Source organism: Pseudomonas sp. VS40 (assembly GCF_018587885.1).
Taxonomy (GTDB): domain Bacteria; phylum Pseudomonadota; class Gammaproteobacteria; order Pseudomonadales; family Pseudomonadaceae; genus Aquipseudomonas; species Aquipseudomonas pergaminensis.
This window is the reverse complement of the sequence record NZ_JAGYWD010000007.1, coordinates 1-13,276: the sequence shown is the minus strand read 5'-3', so window position 1 is coordinate 13,276 and position 13,276 is coordinate 1. Positions and strand designations below refer to the sequence as shown.

General features: G+C 61.2%; 14 protein-coding genes and 2 pseudogenes. 12 read left to right on the top strand and 4 right to left on the bottom strand.

Annotated features, from left to right (window positions below; all coding sequences use genetic code 11):
* Positions 1 to 63 precede the first annotated feature (63 nt).
* Entirely contained in the window at positions 64 to 339 is a 276-nt protein-coding gene (locus KHP07_RS20905) for a polyhydroxyalkanoic acid system family protein (protein ID WP_078046488.1), read from the bottom strand.
* Between the two features lie 144 nt (positions 340 to 483).
* Between KHP07_RS20905 and ubiE the strand changes: the two genes are divergently transcribed.
* From ubiE to KHP07_RS20850, 12 genes and pseudogenes are all read left to right on the top strand, one after another.
* On the top strand, positions 484 to 1,254 hold the full coding sequence (gene ubiE / locus KHP07_RS20900) for a bifunctional demethylmenaquinone methyltransferase/2-methoxy-6-polyprenyl-1,4-benzoquinol methylase UbiE (RefSeq protein WP_003171186.1): 771 nt from the start codon (positions 484 to 486) through the stop codon (positions 1,252 to 1,254).
* Positions 1,254 to 1,877 (top strand): ubiquinone biosynthesis accessory factor UbiJ, encoded by a 624-nt coding sequence (locus KHP07_RS20895; RefSeq protein ID WP_078046487.1) that lies wholly within the window; start codon positions 1,254 to 1,256, stop codon positions 1,875 to 1,877. The genes ubiE and KHP07_RS20895 overlap by 1 nt, the downstream gene beginning before the upstream one ends.
* Positions 1,874 to 3,478 (top strand): ubiquinone biosynthesis regulatory protein kinase UbiB, encoded by a 1,605-nt coding sequence (gene ubiB / locus KHP07_RS20890; protein ID WP_078046486.1) that lies wholly within the window; start codon positions 1,874 to 1,876, stop codon positions 3,476 to 3,478. Before KHP07_RS20895 ends, ubiB begins: the two co-directional genes overlap by 4 nt.
* A gap of 41 nt (positions 3,479 to 3,519) precedes the next feature.
* Positions 3,520 to 3,912, top strand: a complete 393-nt coding sequence (gene hisI / locus KHP07_RS20885) for a phosphoribosyl-AMP cyclohydrolase (RefSeq protein WP_058423690.1) — start codon at positions 3,520 to 3,522, stop codon at positions 3,910 to 3,912.
* Positions 3,913 to 3,914: 2 nt separating this feature from the next.
* Entirely contained in the window at positions 3,915 to 4,247 is a 333-nt protein-coding gene (locus KHP07_RS20880; RefSeq protein ID WP_003209299.1) for a phosphoribosyl-ATP diphosphatase, read from the top strand.
* Positions 4,248 to 4,273: 26 nt separating this feature from the next.
* Positions 4,274 to 4,552 (top strand): twin-arginine translocase TatA/TatE family subunit, encoded by a 279-nt coding sequence (locus KHP07_RS20875; protein WP_003171180.1) that lies wholly within the window; start codon positions 4,274 to 4,276, stop codon positions 4,550 to 4,552.
* 10 nt (positions 4,553 to 4,562) lie between these two features.
* Positions 4,563 to 4,967 (top strand): Sec-independent protein translocase protein TatB, encoded by a 405-nt coding sequence (tatB, locus tag KHP07_RS20870; RefSeq protein ID WP_078046485.1) that lies wholly within the window; start codon positions 4,563 to 4,565, stop codon positions 4,965 to 4,967.
* Positions 4,964 to 5,752: a twin-arginine translocase subunit TatC gene (gene tatC, locus KHP07_RS20865; protein WP_025858678.1), complete on the top strand. Its 789-nt coding sequence runs from the start codon at positions 4,964 to 4,966 to the stop codon at positions 5,750 to 5,752. The genes tatB and tatC overlap by 4 nt, the downstream gene beginning before the upstream one ends.
* Positions 5,749 to 6,456 carry a 16S rRNA (uracil(1498)-N(3))-methyltransferase gene (locus KHP07_RS20860; protein ID WP_078046484.1) on the top strand — a complete coding sequence of 236 codons (708 nt, stop codon included), beginning with the start codon at positions 5,749 to 5,751 and terminating at the stop codon, positions 6,454 to 6,456. Before tatC ends, KHP07_RS20860 begins: the two co-directional genes overlap by 4 nt.
* An 886-nt stretch (positions 6,457 to 7,342) precedes the next feature.
* Positions 7,343 to 8,401: pseudogene (locus KHP07_RS29970) on the top strand (methyl-accepting chemotaxis protein); the annotation flags it as partial.
* On the top strand, positions 8,387 to 9,259 hold the full coding sequence (locus KHP07_RS29965; RefSeq protein ID WP_392396927.1) for a methyl-accepting chemotaxis protein: 873 nt from the start codon (positions 8,387 to 8,389) through the stop codon (positions 9,257 to 9,259). The pseudogene KHP07_RS29970 and the gene KHP07_RS29965, both read left to right, overlap by 15 nt.
* A 98-nt stretch (positions 9,260 to 9,357) precedes the next feature.
* The gene (locus tag KHP07_RS20850; RefSeq protein WP_214497957.1) at positions 9,358 to 11,265 is read left to right on the top strand and encodes a methyl-accepting chemotaxis protein; all 1,908 of its coding nucleotides are present in this window, start codon (positions 9,358 to 9,360) and stop codon (positions 11,263 to 11,265) included.
* 41 nt (positions 11,266 to 11,306) lie between these two features.
* Here the strand turns inward: KHP07_RS20850 and KHP07_RS20845 are convergent, their stop codons facing one another.
* The 3 genes and pseudogenes from KHP07_RS20845 to KHP07_RS20835 all read right to left on the bottom strand — a co-directional run.
* On the bottom strand, positions 11,307 to 12,041 hold the full coding sequence (locus KHP07_RS20845; protein ID WP_078046481.1) for an amino acid ABC transporter ATP-binding protein: 735 nt from the start codon (positions 12,039 to 12,041) through the stop codon (positions 11,307 to 11,309).
* Entirely contained in the window at positions 12,034 to 12,993 is a 960-nt protein-coding gene (locus KHP07_RS20840; RefSeq protein ID WP_071492396.1) for an amino acid ABC transporter permease, read from the bottom strand. Before KHP07_RS20840 ends, KHP07_RS20845 begins: the two co-directional genes overlap by 8 nt.
* Positions 12,994 to 13,176: 183 nt before the next feature.
* Positions 13,177 to 13,276, bottom strand: a pseudogene (locus tag KHP07_RS20835) (transporter substrate-binding domain-containing protein); the annotation flags it as partial.

The following is a 13,276-nucleotide window of genomic DNA, read 5'->3' as shown; positions in this document are numbered from 1 at the left end:
AGTTGAGGGCTTGGGCACAAAGTAGGCTGGAAAATTAGAATCGGCACCCTAAGAACACAACGGTCAGGCCAACGCCTTATCCAGGGCTTTTTCGATTTCGGACTTGATGGTGCCACTCATGGCCGACATCAACAGCCCCAGTTCCACATCTATACGCAGCGAATCTTCGGCCACCACGACGGTGCCTTTAACCCCCGAACGCTTGAGGTTCAAGGTATCGCCGGACCACGACGGCTCCAGGCCATATTGTTCCTTGAGTTTGTGCGCCAACTTGTCGGCCTTTGCCCGTGCGCCTTCTTTACCCAGGGAATGTGCACGCTCAACGGTTATACGGGCCATTGCAATGACTCCTCTTTATAGGGACTTGGATACCTTCGATGCGGCAAAAGGTCTCGATGACCGCCCATCTTACCTTCAGCCTTGCCAAGACAAAGCAGGCCTTGGGGATTATCATGTCCCGCATTCTCTTTTGGTGACAGCGATATGACTGATCAGCGCAAAGGCAGCGATGCCGAACCCACCACTCACTTCGGCTTCAAGAACGTCCCGGAAAGCCAAAAAGCGGAAAAAGTCGCTGAGGTGTTCCATTCCGTAGCGGCCAAGTACGACCTGATGAACGATGTGCTGTCGGGCGGCATGCACCGCCTGTGGAAGCGGTTCACCATCGAGCTGTCGGGTGTTCGCACCGGCAACCGCGTGCTGGACATCGCCGGCGGTACGGGCGACCTGGCAGCCAAGTTCTCCAAGCTCGTCGGCCCTACCGGCCAGGTAGTCTTGGCGGACATCAACGGTTCGATGCTCAAGGTCGGCCGTGACCGCCTGCTCGACAAGGGTGTGGCCGGCAATATTGAGTTCGTCCAGGCCGACGCTGAAAAGCTGCCGTTCCCAGACAACCATTTCGACTGCGTGACCATCGCCTTCGGCCTGCGCAACGTGACCCACAAGGAGGACGCGATCCGCTCGATGCTGCGCGTGCTCAAGCCGGGCGGACGCCTGTTGGTGCTGGAGTTCTCCAAGCCGACCAATGCACTGATGTCAAAGGTCTACGACACCTATTCCTTTGCCTTCATGCCGTTGATGGGCAAGCTGATCACCAATGACGCCGAGAGCTATCGCTACCTGGCCGAATCGATCCGCATGCACCCCGACCAGGAAACCCTGAAGTCGATGATGGTAGAAGCCGGTTTCGACCGCGTGACCTACCACAACATGACCTCGGGCATCGTCGCCCTGCACCGTGGCATCAAGCCCTGATGCTGCTCAAAGGTCTTCTCGCCAGCGTTGAACACGGCCTCAACCGTGTGCTGCGCCTGGACAGCACCGCCCTGGCGCGGCTGGCGCACCTCAACGGCAAAGTCATTGCCGTCGACTGCCGCAGCCCCACCTTGCAACTGTTTATCCTGCCCAGCGATGAAGGCCTGATGCTCGCGACCCAATGGGCCGCCGACGCCGACTGCACCCTGCGTGCGCCGGCTTCGAGCCTTTTGCACCTGGCTCTGAGCCGCAACAAGACCGCCATCCTGCACAGCGACGAAGTGGAGCTGGAAGGCGACAGTTCGGTGCTGATGGACCTCGCCGCCGTGCTGCAAGACCTGGAACTGGACTGGGAATACGAGCTGTCCCGCTGGATCGGCCCGGTGGCCACCCAGTTGATCAGCGGGCACCTGCGCAGCCGCTCGCGTTGGTACCAGCAGGGGTTCGCCAGCCTCAACCAGAACCTTGCCGAATACCTGAGCGAAGAATCGCGCACCCTGGTCGGAGAACGGGAAGCGCAAGCGCGCTTTCGTGAACTCGACAAGGCCAAAATCGACCTGGAACGCCTTGAGGCCCGCTTCGAGCGCCTGAGCCGTTCCCTTGATCCAAGCGATAACGCATGAAGCTGCTCGCCGTCCGCCGTTTGTTTCGTATCCAGCGCGTCGTAATCCGCTACCGCCTTGATGACCTGCTGTTCGCCCTGCCCCTGCCGTGGTTCCTGCTCGCTGTGCGCTATGTACTGCCGTGGCGCTGGTTCCCGCGCAAACAGCTGGAGCTGAGCCGTGGCGCGCGCCTGCGCCTGGCGCTGCAGGACCTGGGGCCGATCTTCATCAAGTTCGGACAGATCCTCTCCACACGGCGCGACCTGCTGCCCGAGGACATCGCCGACGAGCTGATGCTGTTGCAGGACCGTGTGCCGCCATTCGACTCCCAGCAATCGATGAAGCTTATCGAGGAGCAGCTGGGCAAGAAGATCAGCGACGTGTTCAGCCGCTTCGACGTCGACCCTCTGGCCTCGGCCTCGGTCGCACAGGTGCACGCGGCGCAACTCAAGACTGGCGAAGAAGTGGTGGTGAAGGTGATTCGCCCCGGCCTCAAGCCGATCATCGGCCAGGACCTGGCGTGGCTGTTCATCCTCGCCCGCGCTGCCGAGCGCTTCTCTGCCGATGCGCGCCTGCTGCACCCGGTGGACGTGGTCGCTGACTACGAAAAAACCATCTACGACGAACTTGATCTGCTGCGCGAAGCGGCGAATGCCAGCCAGCTCAAGCGCAACTTCGAAGGCTCGCCGCTGCTGTACGTGCCGCAAGTGTATTGGGACTGGTGTCGCCCGAAAGTGCTGGTGATGGAGCGCATCTACGGCGTACAGGTCACTGACCTCGCAACCTTGGCCGACCAGCGCACCGACATGAAGATGCTCGCCGAACGCGGCGTGGAGATCTTCTTCACCCAGGTATTCCGCGACAGTTTCTTCCACGCCGACATGCACCCGGGCAATATCTTCGTCAGCACCGTCAACCCGTGGAGCCCGCAGTACATCGCGATCGACTGTGGCATCGTCGGCAGCCTGACCCCGGAAGACCAGGACTACCTGGCCCGCAACCTGTTCGCCTTCTTCAAGCGCGACTACCGTCGCGTGGCGCAATTGCACATCGATTCGGGCTGGGTGCCGGCGGAAACCAAGCTCAACGAATTCGAAGCGGCGATCCGTACCGTGTGCGAGCCGATCTTCGAAAAACCGTTAAAAGATATTTCATTCGGCCAGGTGCTGATGCGCCTGTTCCAGACTGCGCGGCGCTTCAATATGGAAGTGCAGCCACAGTTGGTGCTGCTGCAAAAAACCTTGCTGAACATCGAAGGCCTGGGCCGCCAGCTGTACCCGGACCTCGACCTGTGGAACACCGCGCAGCCGTTCCTGGAGCGCTGGATGCGCGAGCGGATGAGCCCGAAAACCGTGCTGGGCAACCTGCACAGCCAGATGGAACAACTGCCGCACCTGGCCAACATGACCCGCGACCTGTTGGAGCGCATGTCCCAGCCCCACGCCAAGGACCCGGCGCCGCCGTGGAAGAAGCGCAAGGATGATTGGTTCCTGCGCCTGCTGGGTGCTGCGCACTTGGTCGGCGGGGTGATGCTGGCCATCGGCGGCCCGCTGAATCAACTGGGCCACTGGCCGGCCGGCATCATGGTCGCCGTGGGTGTATATCTGATCGTGCGTCGATAGCCAATCCGGTTATACACTGTCGCAAATTGCCGGAGCCGAACATGAAAGACTGGCTGGACGAGATCAAGTGGGACAGTGACGGCCTGGTGCCGGCCATTGCCCAGGACTACAAGACCGGGCGCGTATTGATGATGGCCTGGATGAACCGCGAGGCCCTGAGCCTCACCGCCACTGAGCAGCGCGCCATCTACTGGTCACGCTCGCGTGGCAAACTGTGGCGCAAGGGCGAAGAGTCCGGGCACGTGCAGACCCTGCACGAGATGCGCATCGACTGCGACGCCGACGTGGTGATCCTCATGGTCGAGCAGATCGGCGACATCGCCTGCCACACAGGCCGTCACAGCTGCTTCTATCGCGTGTTCGAGAACGGCGAATGGAAAGTCGTGGAGCCTGTGCTCAAAGACCCGCACGCCATCTACTCGGCAGGACACTAGACATGAGCGATACCCTGAACCGCGTGGCCCAGGTGCTGGAAGACCGCAAAGGCGCAGATGCCGACAGCTCCTACGTCGCCAGCCTGTACCACAAGGGCTTGAACAAGATCCTGGAAAAACTCGGCGAAGAATCCGTCGAGACCATCATCGCCGCCAAGGACGCGCAGATCAGCGGTGATTGCAGCGATGTCATCTACGAGACCGCCGACTTGTGGTTCCATAGCCTGGTCATGCTCGCCCAACTGGGGCAGCATCCACAGGCTGTGCTGGATGAACTGGACCGTCGCTTCGGCTTGTCCGGGCATGCCGAGAAGGCCTCGCGCCCGTCCGCCTGAATAACTAAGACTAGAGGATTTGCAGCATGGGCATTTTTGACTGGAAACACTGGATCGTCATTCTGGTGGTGGTGGTACTGGTGTTCGGCACCAAGAAACTCAAGAACCTGGGCACTGACGTGGGCGAGTCGATCAAGGGCTTTCGCAAAGCCATGAACGATGACGAAAAACCTGCCGACCCAGCTGCCAACCCTGTGCCTCCGGCCCAGCCGGTGCACCCGCAGGCCACCCAGCCGATCACCGAGCGTCGCACCTTCGACGTGCAGGCTGAGAAAGTCGAAGAGCCGACCCGCAAAGACTCGTGAGCATTGACTAATGTTTGGTATCAGCTTCTCTGAACTGCTCCTCGTCGGCCTCGTGGCCCTGCTGGTGCTGGGGCCGGAACGCCTGCCCGGTGCCGCACGCACGGCCGGCCTGTGGATCGGGCGCCTGAAACGCAGTTTCAACGCCATCAAACAGGAAGTTGAACGGGAAATCGGTGCCGACGAGATCCGCCGGCAACTGCACAACGAACACATCCTCTCGTTGGAGCAGGAAGCACGGAAGATTCTGTCGCCTGTGCAGGAGCCCGCCAAGCCGGTGGAGCCTGTGGCCGAAAACAGCATCGCGCCTGCGACTGAAGCCGCCCCCGTGGCACCGACCGCGCCAACCGAGCCTGCGCCGACGCCTGTTGCGTCGCCCGCGCCCCATGACCCTACATTGCCGCCGCGAGCCCCATGAGCGCTGATAAACCGGAAAACGACCAGCATATGCCGCTGGTCTCGCACCTCACCGAGCTGCGAACCCGCCTGCTGCGTTGCGTAGCGGCCATCTTCATCATCTTTGCCGGGTTGTTCGCTTTTACCCAGCAGATCTACACCTTCGTCTCCACGCCGCTGCGCCAGTACCTGCCGGCCGGTGCGACGATGATCGCCACCGATGTGTCATCGCCGTTCCTCACGCCGCTGAAGCTGACCATGATGGTCTCGCTGTTCCTGGCGATCCCGGTGATCCTGCACCAGATCTGGGGCTTTATCGCACCGGGCCTGTACAAGCATGAGAAGCGCATCGCCGTGCCGTTGCTGGTGTCGAGCATCCTGCTGTTCTACACCGGCATGGCGTTCGCGTATTTCCTGGTGTTCCCGCTGATCTTCAAGTTCTTCGCCGCCGCCACCCCGGCTGGCGTGGAAATGATGACCGACATCACCAGCTACCTCGACTTCGTGATGACGCTGTTCTTCGCCTTTGGCGTGGCCTTCGAAATCCCCGTGGCCGTGGTGCTGCTGGTATGGATCGGCGTGGTCGACGTTAAGTACCTGAAGAAGATCCGCCCGTACGTGATCATCGGCTGCTTTGTGGTCGGCATGATCCTCACGCCACCGGACATCTTCTCCCAGACCCTGCTGGCCGTGCCGATGTGGATGCTGTTCGAGATCGGCATCCTGTTCAGCGGCTTGATCAGCAAGCGCGGCGAACACCCGGATGACCAGCGCGACGACGACCAGCCGCCAGCGACCCAGCCGTGAACCTGCTGCTGCTCGAAGAGGCCGACTTTATCGCGGCCGACCGTGTGGTGCTGCGTGATCGGCGCCTGGTGCACATGCAGGAAGTCCACCGCGCCGCCGTCGGCGACAGCCTGCGCGTCGGCCGTATCGGCGGGCTGATGGGCAATGCGCAACTGGTGCGCCTGGAAACCCGCGAAGCCGAACTGCAAGTCAGCTTCGACCAACCTCCCCCCACCAAATTGCCGCTGACCCTGCTGCTGGCCCTGCCACGCCCGAAAATGCTGCGCCGGGTACTGCAAACCGTGGCCGCCATGGGCGTGCCCAAGGTGGTGCTGGTCAACAGTTATCGGGTCGAGAAAAGCTTCTGGCAAACCCCATTCCTGGAGCCCGAGGCGATTCGCGAGCAACTGATCCTCGGCCTGGAACAGGCACGGGACACAGTGCTGCCCGAAATCGTCATCGAAAAACGCTTCAAACCGTTCGTCGAAGACCGCCTGCCAGCCATGACCGAAGGCACCTTGGGCCTGATCGGCCACCCAGGCGATTACCCCGCGTGCCCGCGTGGGCTGGATGAGCCAGTGACACTGGCAATCGGCCCGGAAGGCGGCTGGATCCCCTACGAAGTCGACCTGCTGGCCAAAGCCGGATTACAACCCGTGCAACTGGGCGCCCGCATCCTGCGCGTCGAAACCGCCGTCACCGCCCTGCTCGCCCGCCTCTTCTGACACCACCTCCCTTGCAGGAGCCGGCATACCGGCGACAAGCATCGGTATCAACAAAGCGTTGCACCAACCAACCCTAACCACGATGCGAAGCGAGCCGCTCTTGATCTAGCTTTTGATCTTGATCCTAGGCGCCCCGTCAAACACGCTGGCCGGAATTCGACAGGGATTTGGGGGGTAAACCGGCAGGGATGCCGGTTTAGCCGCCCCGCGCCATGGATGGCGCGTGGCGGCGGCCCCCCAAATACCTGGCGGATTTTGGGCACACCGAGCCTAGGCGAGGTGCCGAGTGTTGGGGCAAGAGCGTTTTGCTTACTTTTGCGCTTTTCAAAAGTGAGCCGCCGTAAGGGCGGAACCCATAGCAGCCGTTACCCAAGTAACGGATATGTACCCGGTAAGATCCAACATCCAGGTCGGCTGTCAGGCCGCTTTCGCAGGCAAGCCAGCTCCCACATTTTTGGATCGCGGGGCGACAGTTAGATTGTGGTCGGCTGTCAGGCCGCTTTCGCAGGCAAGCCAGCTCCCACATTTTTGGATCGTGGGGGGACAGTTAGATTGTGGTCGTTTGTCGGGCCGCCTTCGCAGGCAAGCCGGCTCCCACATTTTTGGATCGTGGGGGGACAGTTAGATTGTGGTCGGCTGTCAGGCCGCTTTCGCAGGCAAGCCAGCTCCCACATGTTTGGATCGTGGGGGGACAGTTAGATTGTGGTCGGCTGTCAGGCCGCTTTCGCAGGCAAGCCAGCTCCCACATTTTTGGATCGCGGGGCGACAGTTAGATTGTGGTCGTCTGTCGGGCCGCCTTCGCAGGCAAGCCGGCTGCTACAGAATGTTTCCAACCTGCCGATAACCTTTGAATAAGTCCAAGCCTTGTTCCAGGGGAGTTCGCAGCATGTATCGTTGGTTAGCCGAAAAGCTGGGGAATATCAGCGTCAAAACCAAACTCGGCGTGGGCTTCGGCCTGGTGTTGCTGCTGACATTAATGATCACCCTCACCGGCTGGACCGGCCTGGGCGATGTGATCAGTCGGGGTGACAAGCTGGGCTTTATCTCCAGCCTCAACGGACTGACCAAAGACCTGCGCCTTGCGCGCCTGGACTTCGAAATGCGGCGCGGCGAACAAGGCACCGATGCGGTCAACGGCCTGCTCACGCAATTGGACAGTGGCCTGAAAAAAGCCGCAGAGCTGATTGAGCAGCCCGCCGACAAGGCCCTGGTGGAACAACAACAGGACGCCTTGAATCAATACAAAAAGGCCTTCGGCGCCATGGTCCAGGCCGGACTCAAACGCGAAGGTGCACGCAGCAAGCTCGGCGACACCGCCGACAATGCCGTGGCCAAGATCAATGAAGTCGAGAAGTCCCTGCTGCAAGGCGACAGCGTCACCCAGTTCAATAGCGTGGTCGACCTGAGCAAGCTGATCCAGCAATCGCGCTTCCAGGTACGCGGCTACACCTACAGCGGCAAAGTCGAAGCCGAGCAACCAGCCCTGGATGCCATCGACAATGCCCTGAAGAAAATCACCGAGCTCGAAGGGCAACTGCCAGCGCAGTACCAGGCCAACCTGCAAGAGGCCAGCGTGTCGTTGCAGGCCTATCGCGCGGCGGTCAGCCAGTACCGCGACTCCCAAGTTGCCAGCGCAGCTGCGTTGAAAATCATGACCGCGCAGGGCGATATCTTGCTCGGCCACAGTGAAAAACTCACCGCCTCGCAAACCGTGGTGCGCGACACCGACGCTGCACTGGCCAAGAACTTCCTGCTGCTGGCCACGGCATTGGCGCTGGTCTTCGGCCTGGTCGCCGCCTGGGCCATCACCCGCCAGATCATCATCCCGCTGAACCAGACGCTCCAAGTGGCTGAACGCGTGGCCTCGGGCGACCTGAGCCACAACCTGACCTCCGTGCGCCAGGATGAACTGGGCCAACTGCAACGCGCCATGCAGAGCATGACCGTCGGCCTGCGTGAGCTGATCGGGGGGATCAGCGACGGCGTCACCCAGATCGCCAGCGCCGCCGAGCAACTCTCGGCCGTGACCGAACAGACCAGCGCCGGGGTCAACAGCCAGAAGGTCGAGACTGACCAGGTAGCAACCGCGATGAATGAAATGGCCGCCACCGTGCAGGAAGTGGCACGCAACGCCGAGGAAGCCTCCGAGGCTGCCGTGGCCGCTGACCAACAAGCCCGTGAGGGCGACAAAGTGGTCGGTGAAGCCATCGCCCAGATCGAACGCCTGGCCACCGAAGTGGGCAACTCCACCGTCGCCATGGGTGATCTGAAGCGCGAAAGCGACAAGATCGGCAGCGTGCTCGACGTGATCAAGTCCGTTGCGCAGCAAACCAACCTGCTGGCCCTCAACGCCGCCATTGAAGCCGCACGCGCAGGGGAAGCCGGGCGGGGCTTCGCGGTGGTGGCCGACGAAGTGCGCAGCCTGGCCCAGCGCACGCAGAAGTCCACCGAAGAGATCGAGGAGCTGATCGTCGGCCTGCAAAACGGCACGCAGCAGGTCGCGACCATCATGGATAACAGCCGTGGCCTGACCGACAGCAGCGTCGAGCTGACGCGCCGTGCCGGCAGCGCCTTGGCGAGCATCACCCGCACAGTCTCGACCATCCAGGCAATGAACTCGCAGATCGCCACCGCCGCCGAGCAGCAAAGCGCAGTGGCCGAAGAGATCAATCGCAGCGTGCTGAATGTGCGTGATGTGTCGGAACAAACCTCTTCGGCCAGTGAAGAGACCGCGGCGTCCAGCGCCGAGTTGGCACGCCTGGGTATTTACCTACAAACGCTGGTAGGGCGTTTCCGCATCTAACGTATAGCTTGTGAAATTTCCTACGTAGTTATCAGCCCAGCATGACTCCGAATCGAATTAGCGTTTGCGAAACGCTTTTTCAGATTCGGAGGTTCACCATGTTCTCTCGGCTGACCCGCCTGCTGGTCAATGCCAGCATCCGCCTCAAGCTCTCCGTGGGGTTTGGCCAGGTGCTGATCCTCAGCTTCGTCATCGCCATGACCGGTTGGCAGGCCTTGAATGCGGTGTTGTTCCGTTCAAGCAACCTGACAGCCTTAAGCAAGGTGGCCATCATCGCTGAAGCCATGCGCGCGGACCGTATCGTTTACCGAACGCTGGCGGACACCGCCAGCCTGGGCAAAATGGCGCAGCAGATTGCCCACATCGATCAACACCTGGGCTACCTGGCGAAGCACTTGAAGAACCCGGTCGACCTGCAGCGTATCCAGGAAGCGCAAGGCCTGGTGACGCGCTTCAAGACCGCACTGGTGGAACTGCCACCGTTGATCGAACGGCGCGAAAACATCCGGCCGCCCCTGCATGCGACCGCGCTCCAGGCCAGTGACACCCTCACACAACTGGCCAGCGAGTTACCTGATCAACAGGACCAGCAAGCGTTGAATGCCATCGAAAACCTGCGCCAAGTCATGGAGCAAGCCGAGGATCGCGCCCAAAGCCCCGCCTGGGCGGCCGAGTCGCTGCAAGCCTACGCCGAAGCCGTCAGCAACGCCCTCAATGCCCTCGACGTCGCCCAGGCCGCCGTAACTGACCTGCCGGCCGACTCCACGCTGCTTAAAGCCGACCTGGCGAACTATCGCGAGCAGTTGCTGGCACTCAAGGACGCTCAAGTCACCACCGAAACTGCGCAGAATCAGTTTGAACAGCAGCTCAACCAGTTGCTCGACCAGAACGACGCGGTCAGCCGGGCCCAGACCCTCGTGCGCGACAGGGAAGCGGAGCACACGCGAACCCTGCTCATCAGCGTCACGGTTGCTGCCCTGCTGCTCGGCACCCTGGCGGCCTGGTGGATCGCCCGCCAGATTGCCGTGCCACTACGCCAGGTACTCGTTTGCGCCAACCGCATCGCGCAAGGTGATCTCAGCCACGATATCCAAGTGAAGCGCCGCGATGAGTTGGGTCAACTGCAGCAAACCATCAGTGACATGACCCGCAACCTGCGCAGCCTGATCAGCGGCATCGGCGACAGCGCCCGCCAGATCGCCAGTGCCGCCACGCAGTTGTCGGCCGTCACTGCGCAGACCCGCACTGGCATCAATAACCAGAAAGACGAAACCGACCAGGTGGCGACCGCCATGAACGAAATGCTCGCAACCGCCCAGGAGGTCGCCCGGCATGCCGAGCAAGCGTCTATCGCGGCGAATGAAGCCGATCTACAAGCCAGCGCCGGTGACAAAGTGGTGACACAGGCCGTTGAGCAAATTGGCCAGTTGGCGGAGGAGATGGCCCTCTCGGGTCGTGCGATGCTGGCATTGCAGCAAGAAAGCCAGAAGATCGGCAGCGTATTGGACGTGATCAAATCGGTGTCCCAACAGACCAACCTGCTGGCGCTGAACGCCGCCATTGAAGCCGCCCGCGCGGGCACTGCCGGCGAAGGCTTTGCGGTGGTCGCCGATGAAGTCCGCAGCCTGGCACAGCGCACCCAGGAATCGGCCGAAGAAATCGAAGGGCTGATCCAGGGACTGCACACCGGCACCCAACAGGTCGCCGACATCATGGACAGCAGTCGCACCTTGACCGACTACAGTGTCGAACTGACCCGTGACGCAGGGGATGCACTGGCCGCAATTGCCCGCACGGTCTCTGTCATCCAGGAAATGAACCCGCAGATCGCCGCGGCCGCAGAGGAACAAAGCGCGGTGGCCGAAGAGATCAATCGCAGTGTGTTAAAGGTGCGGGATGTATCGGAGCAGACAGCCGCTGCCAGCGAGGAAACGGCGACGGCGAGTGTTCAACTGACCAAACTAAGCCTGGATTTGCAGACGCTGGTTAGCAAATTCAGGCTTTGAGTCCAGTGTCGCGCCTGTCACTGTGGTGAGCGAACGCGAACCTAGAGGACCTGGCGCAGGAACGCTTGAGCCCGTGGGTCTTTCGGCGCATCAAAAAACTCGGCCGGGGCGGCATCTTCAAGCAATTTGCCGTGATCGAAGAACAACACCCGGTCCGCCACTTCGCGGGCAAAGCCCATTTCGTGGGTGACGCAGACCATGGTCATGCCTTCCAGGGCCAGGGTCTTCATCACATCCAGCACTTCGCCGACCATTTCCGGGTCCAGTGCCGAGGTGGGTTCATCGAAAAGCATCACCTTGGGTTCCATCGCCAGGGCACGGGCAATCGCCACCCGTTGCTGCTGGCCACCGGACAAGCGTGAGGGGAATTCGTTGGCCTTCTGCGCAATGCCGACCTTTTCCAGCAACGCCAGCGCCTTGGCTTCACGCTCCTTCTTGCCGCGCTTGCGCACGACTTTTTGCGCCAGGCACAGGTTTTCCAGCACGGTCATGTGGGGGAACAGGTTGAAATGCTGGAACACCATACCGACTTCGCGGCGATAGGCGTTCACGTCGGTTTTTGGATCAGCCAGTTGCAGGCCGTCGATGCTCACCGAACCCGAGTCGAATTCTTCCAGGCCATTGAGGCAGCGCAGGAAAGTGGACTTGCCGGAGCCGGACGGGCCAATCACCACCAGCACTTCGCCTTTGGCCACCTGGGTGGTCACGTTGTCGACCGCACGGACCACATGGCCACGGGTGTCGAAGACTTTTACCAGATCGCGGACTTCAATCACTTTGCGCGAGCCTCCGCTCAAGCCGGCTGGCCATTTTCGACAGCGGCAGGTTGATCAGCAGGTACAGGCCTGCGACACAGAACAGGATTTCAAACGGCGAGAACGAGGTGGTGATCACTTCGCGTCCGCTCTTGAGCAGCTCGGTAATCGCGATCACCGACACCAAGGATGTGTCCTTGACCAGGCTGATAAATTGCCCGGCCAGCGGCGGCAGCACACGCTTGAACGCCTGCGGCAATACCACATGGCGCATCGACTGGCTGGCACTCAGGCCCAGAGAACGCGCGGCTTCGTTCTGGCCGCGGGTGATGGACTGCACACCCGCGCGGACGATTTCCGCCACATAGGCGCCGGTAAACAGCGACAGCGCGGCGATCCCGGCGAACTCACGGGACAGGTTGAGCACCGTGCCGATGAAGAAATAGAAAATGAAGATCTGCACCAATAGCGGCGTTCCGCGCACCAGTTCGACGTAGATCGTCGACAGATCCCGCAATGTCGGGTTGCTGGACAAACGGCACAAGCCAGTCGCCAGGCCGATCGCCAGACCCAGGATGCCGGACACCACCGACAGCCACAGCGTGGTCCACAAGCCCCACATCAACGGCCCCAACGCCCACTGCCGGGTCACACCGACAACATCGCCTTCGGCCACATCGTCGCCGCGCGCCACTTGCAGGCTGTTGTCGGCAACGGTCAGCTTTTGCTCGGCGCCGGCGTCGTTGCGCAGGGTCACCTCGGCCACATCGCCCTTGCGTACCAACTCCACCACCGTGGAAATGTCAGCGGCGCGCTGGGAGGTTTCAGCCTGGTAGGCGAAGTACTGCGGTACGCGGTTCCAGCGCCACTCGTAGGACATCAACGAGGTGGCGTAGTACAAGGCGCCGGCCAAGCCGACCAGCACGACCACGGTAAGCAGGTGCCAGGGCCATTGGGCTTTTTTCTGTTTCATTACTCAACATCCAAAAAAGTCTAAGGCAAGCGCGCCTTTGTGTAGTGAGCGGGCTTGCCCCGCGCTGGGTGGCGAAGCCGCCCTAAGACCAGACGCCGCGGTGTTTCAGAAAGACCGAGGTGTATGGATTTGGGGCGGCTTCGCCACCCAGCGCGGGGCAAGCCCGCTCACTACAAACCAGCCTTATTCCATGTCCTTGAGCCACTCGGAGCTCTTGAACCACTTGTCATGGATGCGATCGTAGGTGCCGTCGTTGCGGATCTGGTGCAGGAAGTTGTTGATG

What these genes read in the sequence shown, in the direction of transcription:
- KHP07_RS20840 (WP_071492396.1), bottom strand. Translation starts at nt 12,993, where the DNA reads ATGAAACAGAAAAAAGCCCAATGGCCCTGGCACCTGCTTACCGTGGTC.
- KHP07_RS20905 (WP_078046488.1), bottom strand. Translation starts at nt 339, where the DNA reads ATGGCCCGTATAACCGTTGAGCGTGCACATTCCCTGGGTAAAGAAGGC.
- KHP07_RS20880 (WP_003209299.1), top strand. Translation starts at nt 3,915, where the DNA reads ATGAGCGATACCCTGAACCGCGTGGCCCAGGTGCTGGAAGACCGCAAA.
- KHP07_RS20875 (WP_003171180.1), top strand. Translation starts at nt 4,274, where the DNA reads ATGGGCATTTTTGACTGGAAACACTGGATCGTCATTCTGGTGGTGGTG.
- KHP07_RS20895 (WP_078046487.1), top strand. Translation starts at nt 1,254, where the DNA reads ATGCTGCTCAAAGGTCTTCTCGCCAGCGTTGAACACGGCCTCAACCGT.
- hisI (WP_058423690.1), top strand. Translation starts at nt 3,520, where the DNA reads ATGAAAGACTGGCTGGACGAGATCAAGTGGGACAGTGACGGCCTGGTG.
- tatC (WP_025858678.1), top strand. Translation starts at nt 4,964, where the DNA reads ATGAGCGCTGATAAACCGGAAAACGACCAGCATATGCCGCTGGTCTCG.
- ubiB (WP_078046486.1), top strand. Translation starts at nt 1,874, where the DNA reads ATGAAGCTGCTCGCCGTCCGCCGTTTGTTTCGTATCCAGCGCGTCGTA.
- KHP07_RS20850 (WP_214497957.1), top strand. Translation starts at nt 9,358, where the DNA reads ATGTTCTCTCGGCTGACCCGCCTGCTGGTCAATGCCAGCATCCGCCTC.
- KHP07_RS29965 (WP_392396927.1), top strand. Translation starts at nt 8,387, where the DNA reads ATGCAGAGCATGACCGTCGGCCTGCGTGAGCTGATCGGGGGGATCAGC.
- ubiE (WP_003171186.1), top strand. Translation starts at nt 484, where the DNA reads ATGACTGATCAGCGCAAAGGCAGCGATGCCGAACCCACCACTCACTTC.
- tatB (WP_078046485.1), top strand. Translation starts at nt 4,563, where the DNA reads ATGTTTGGTATCAGCTTCTCTGAACTGCTCCTCGTCGGCCTCGTGGCC.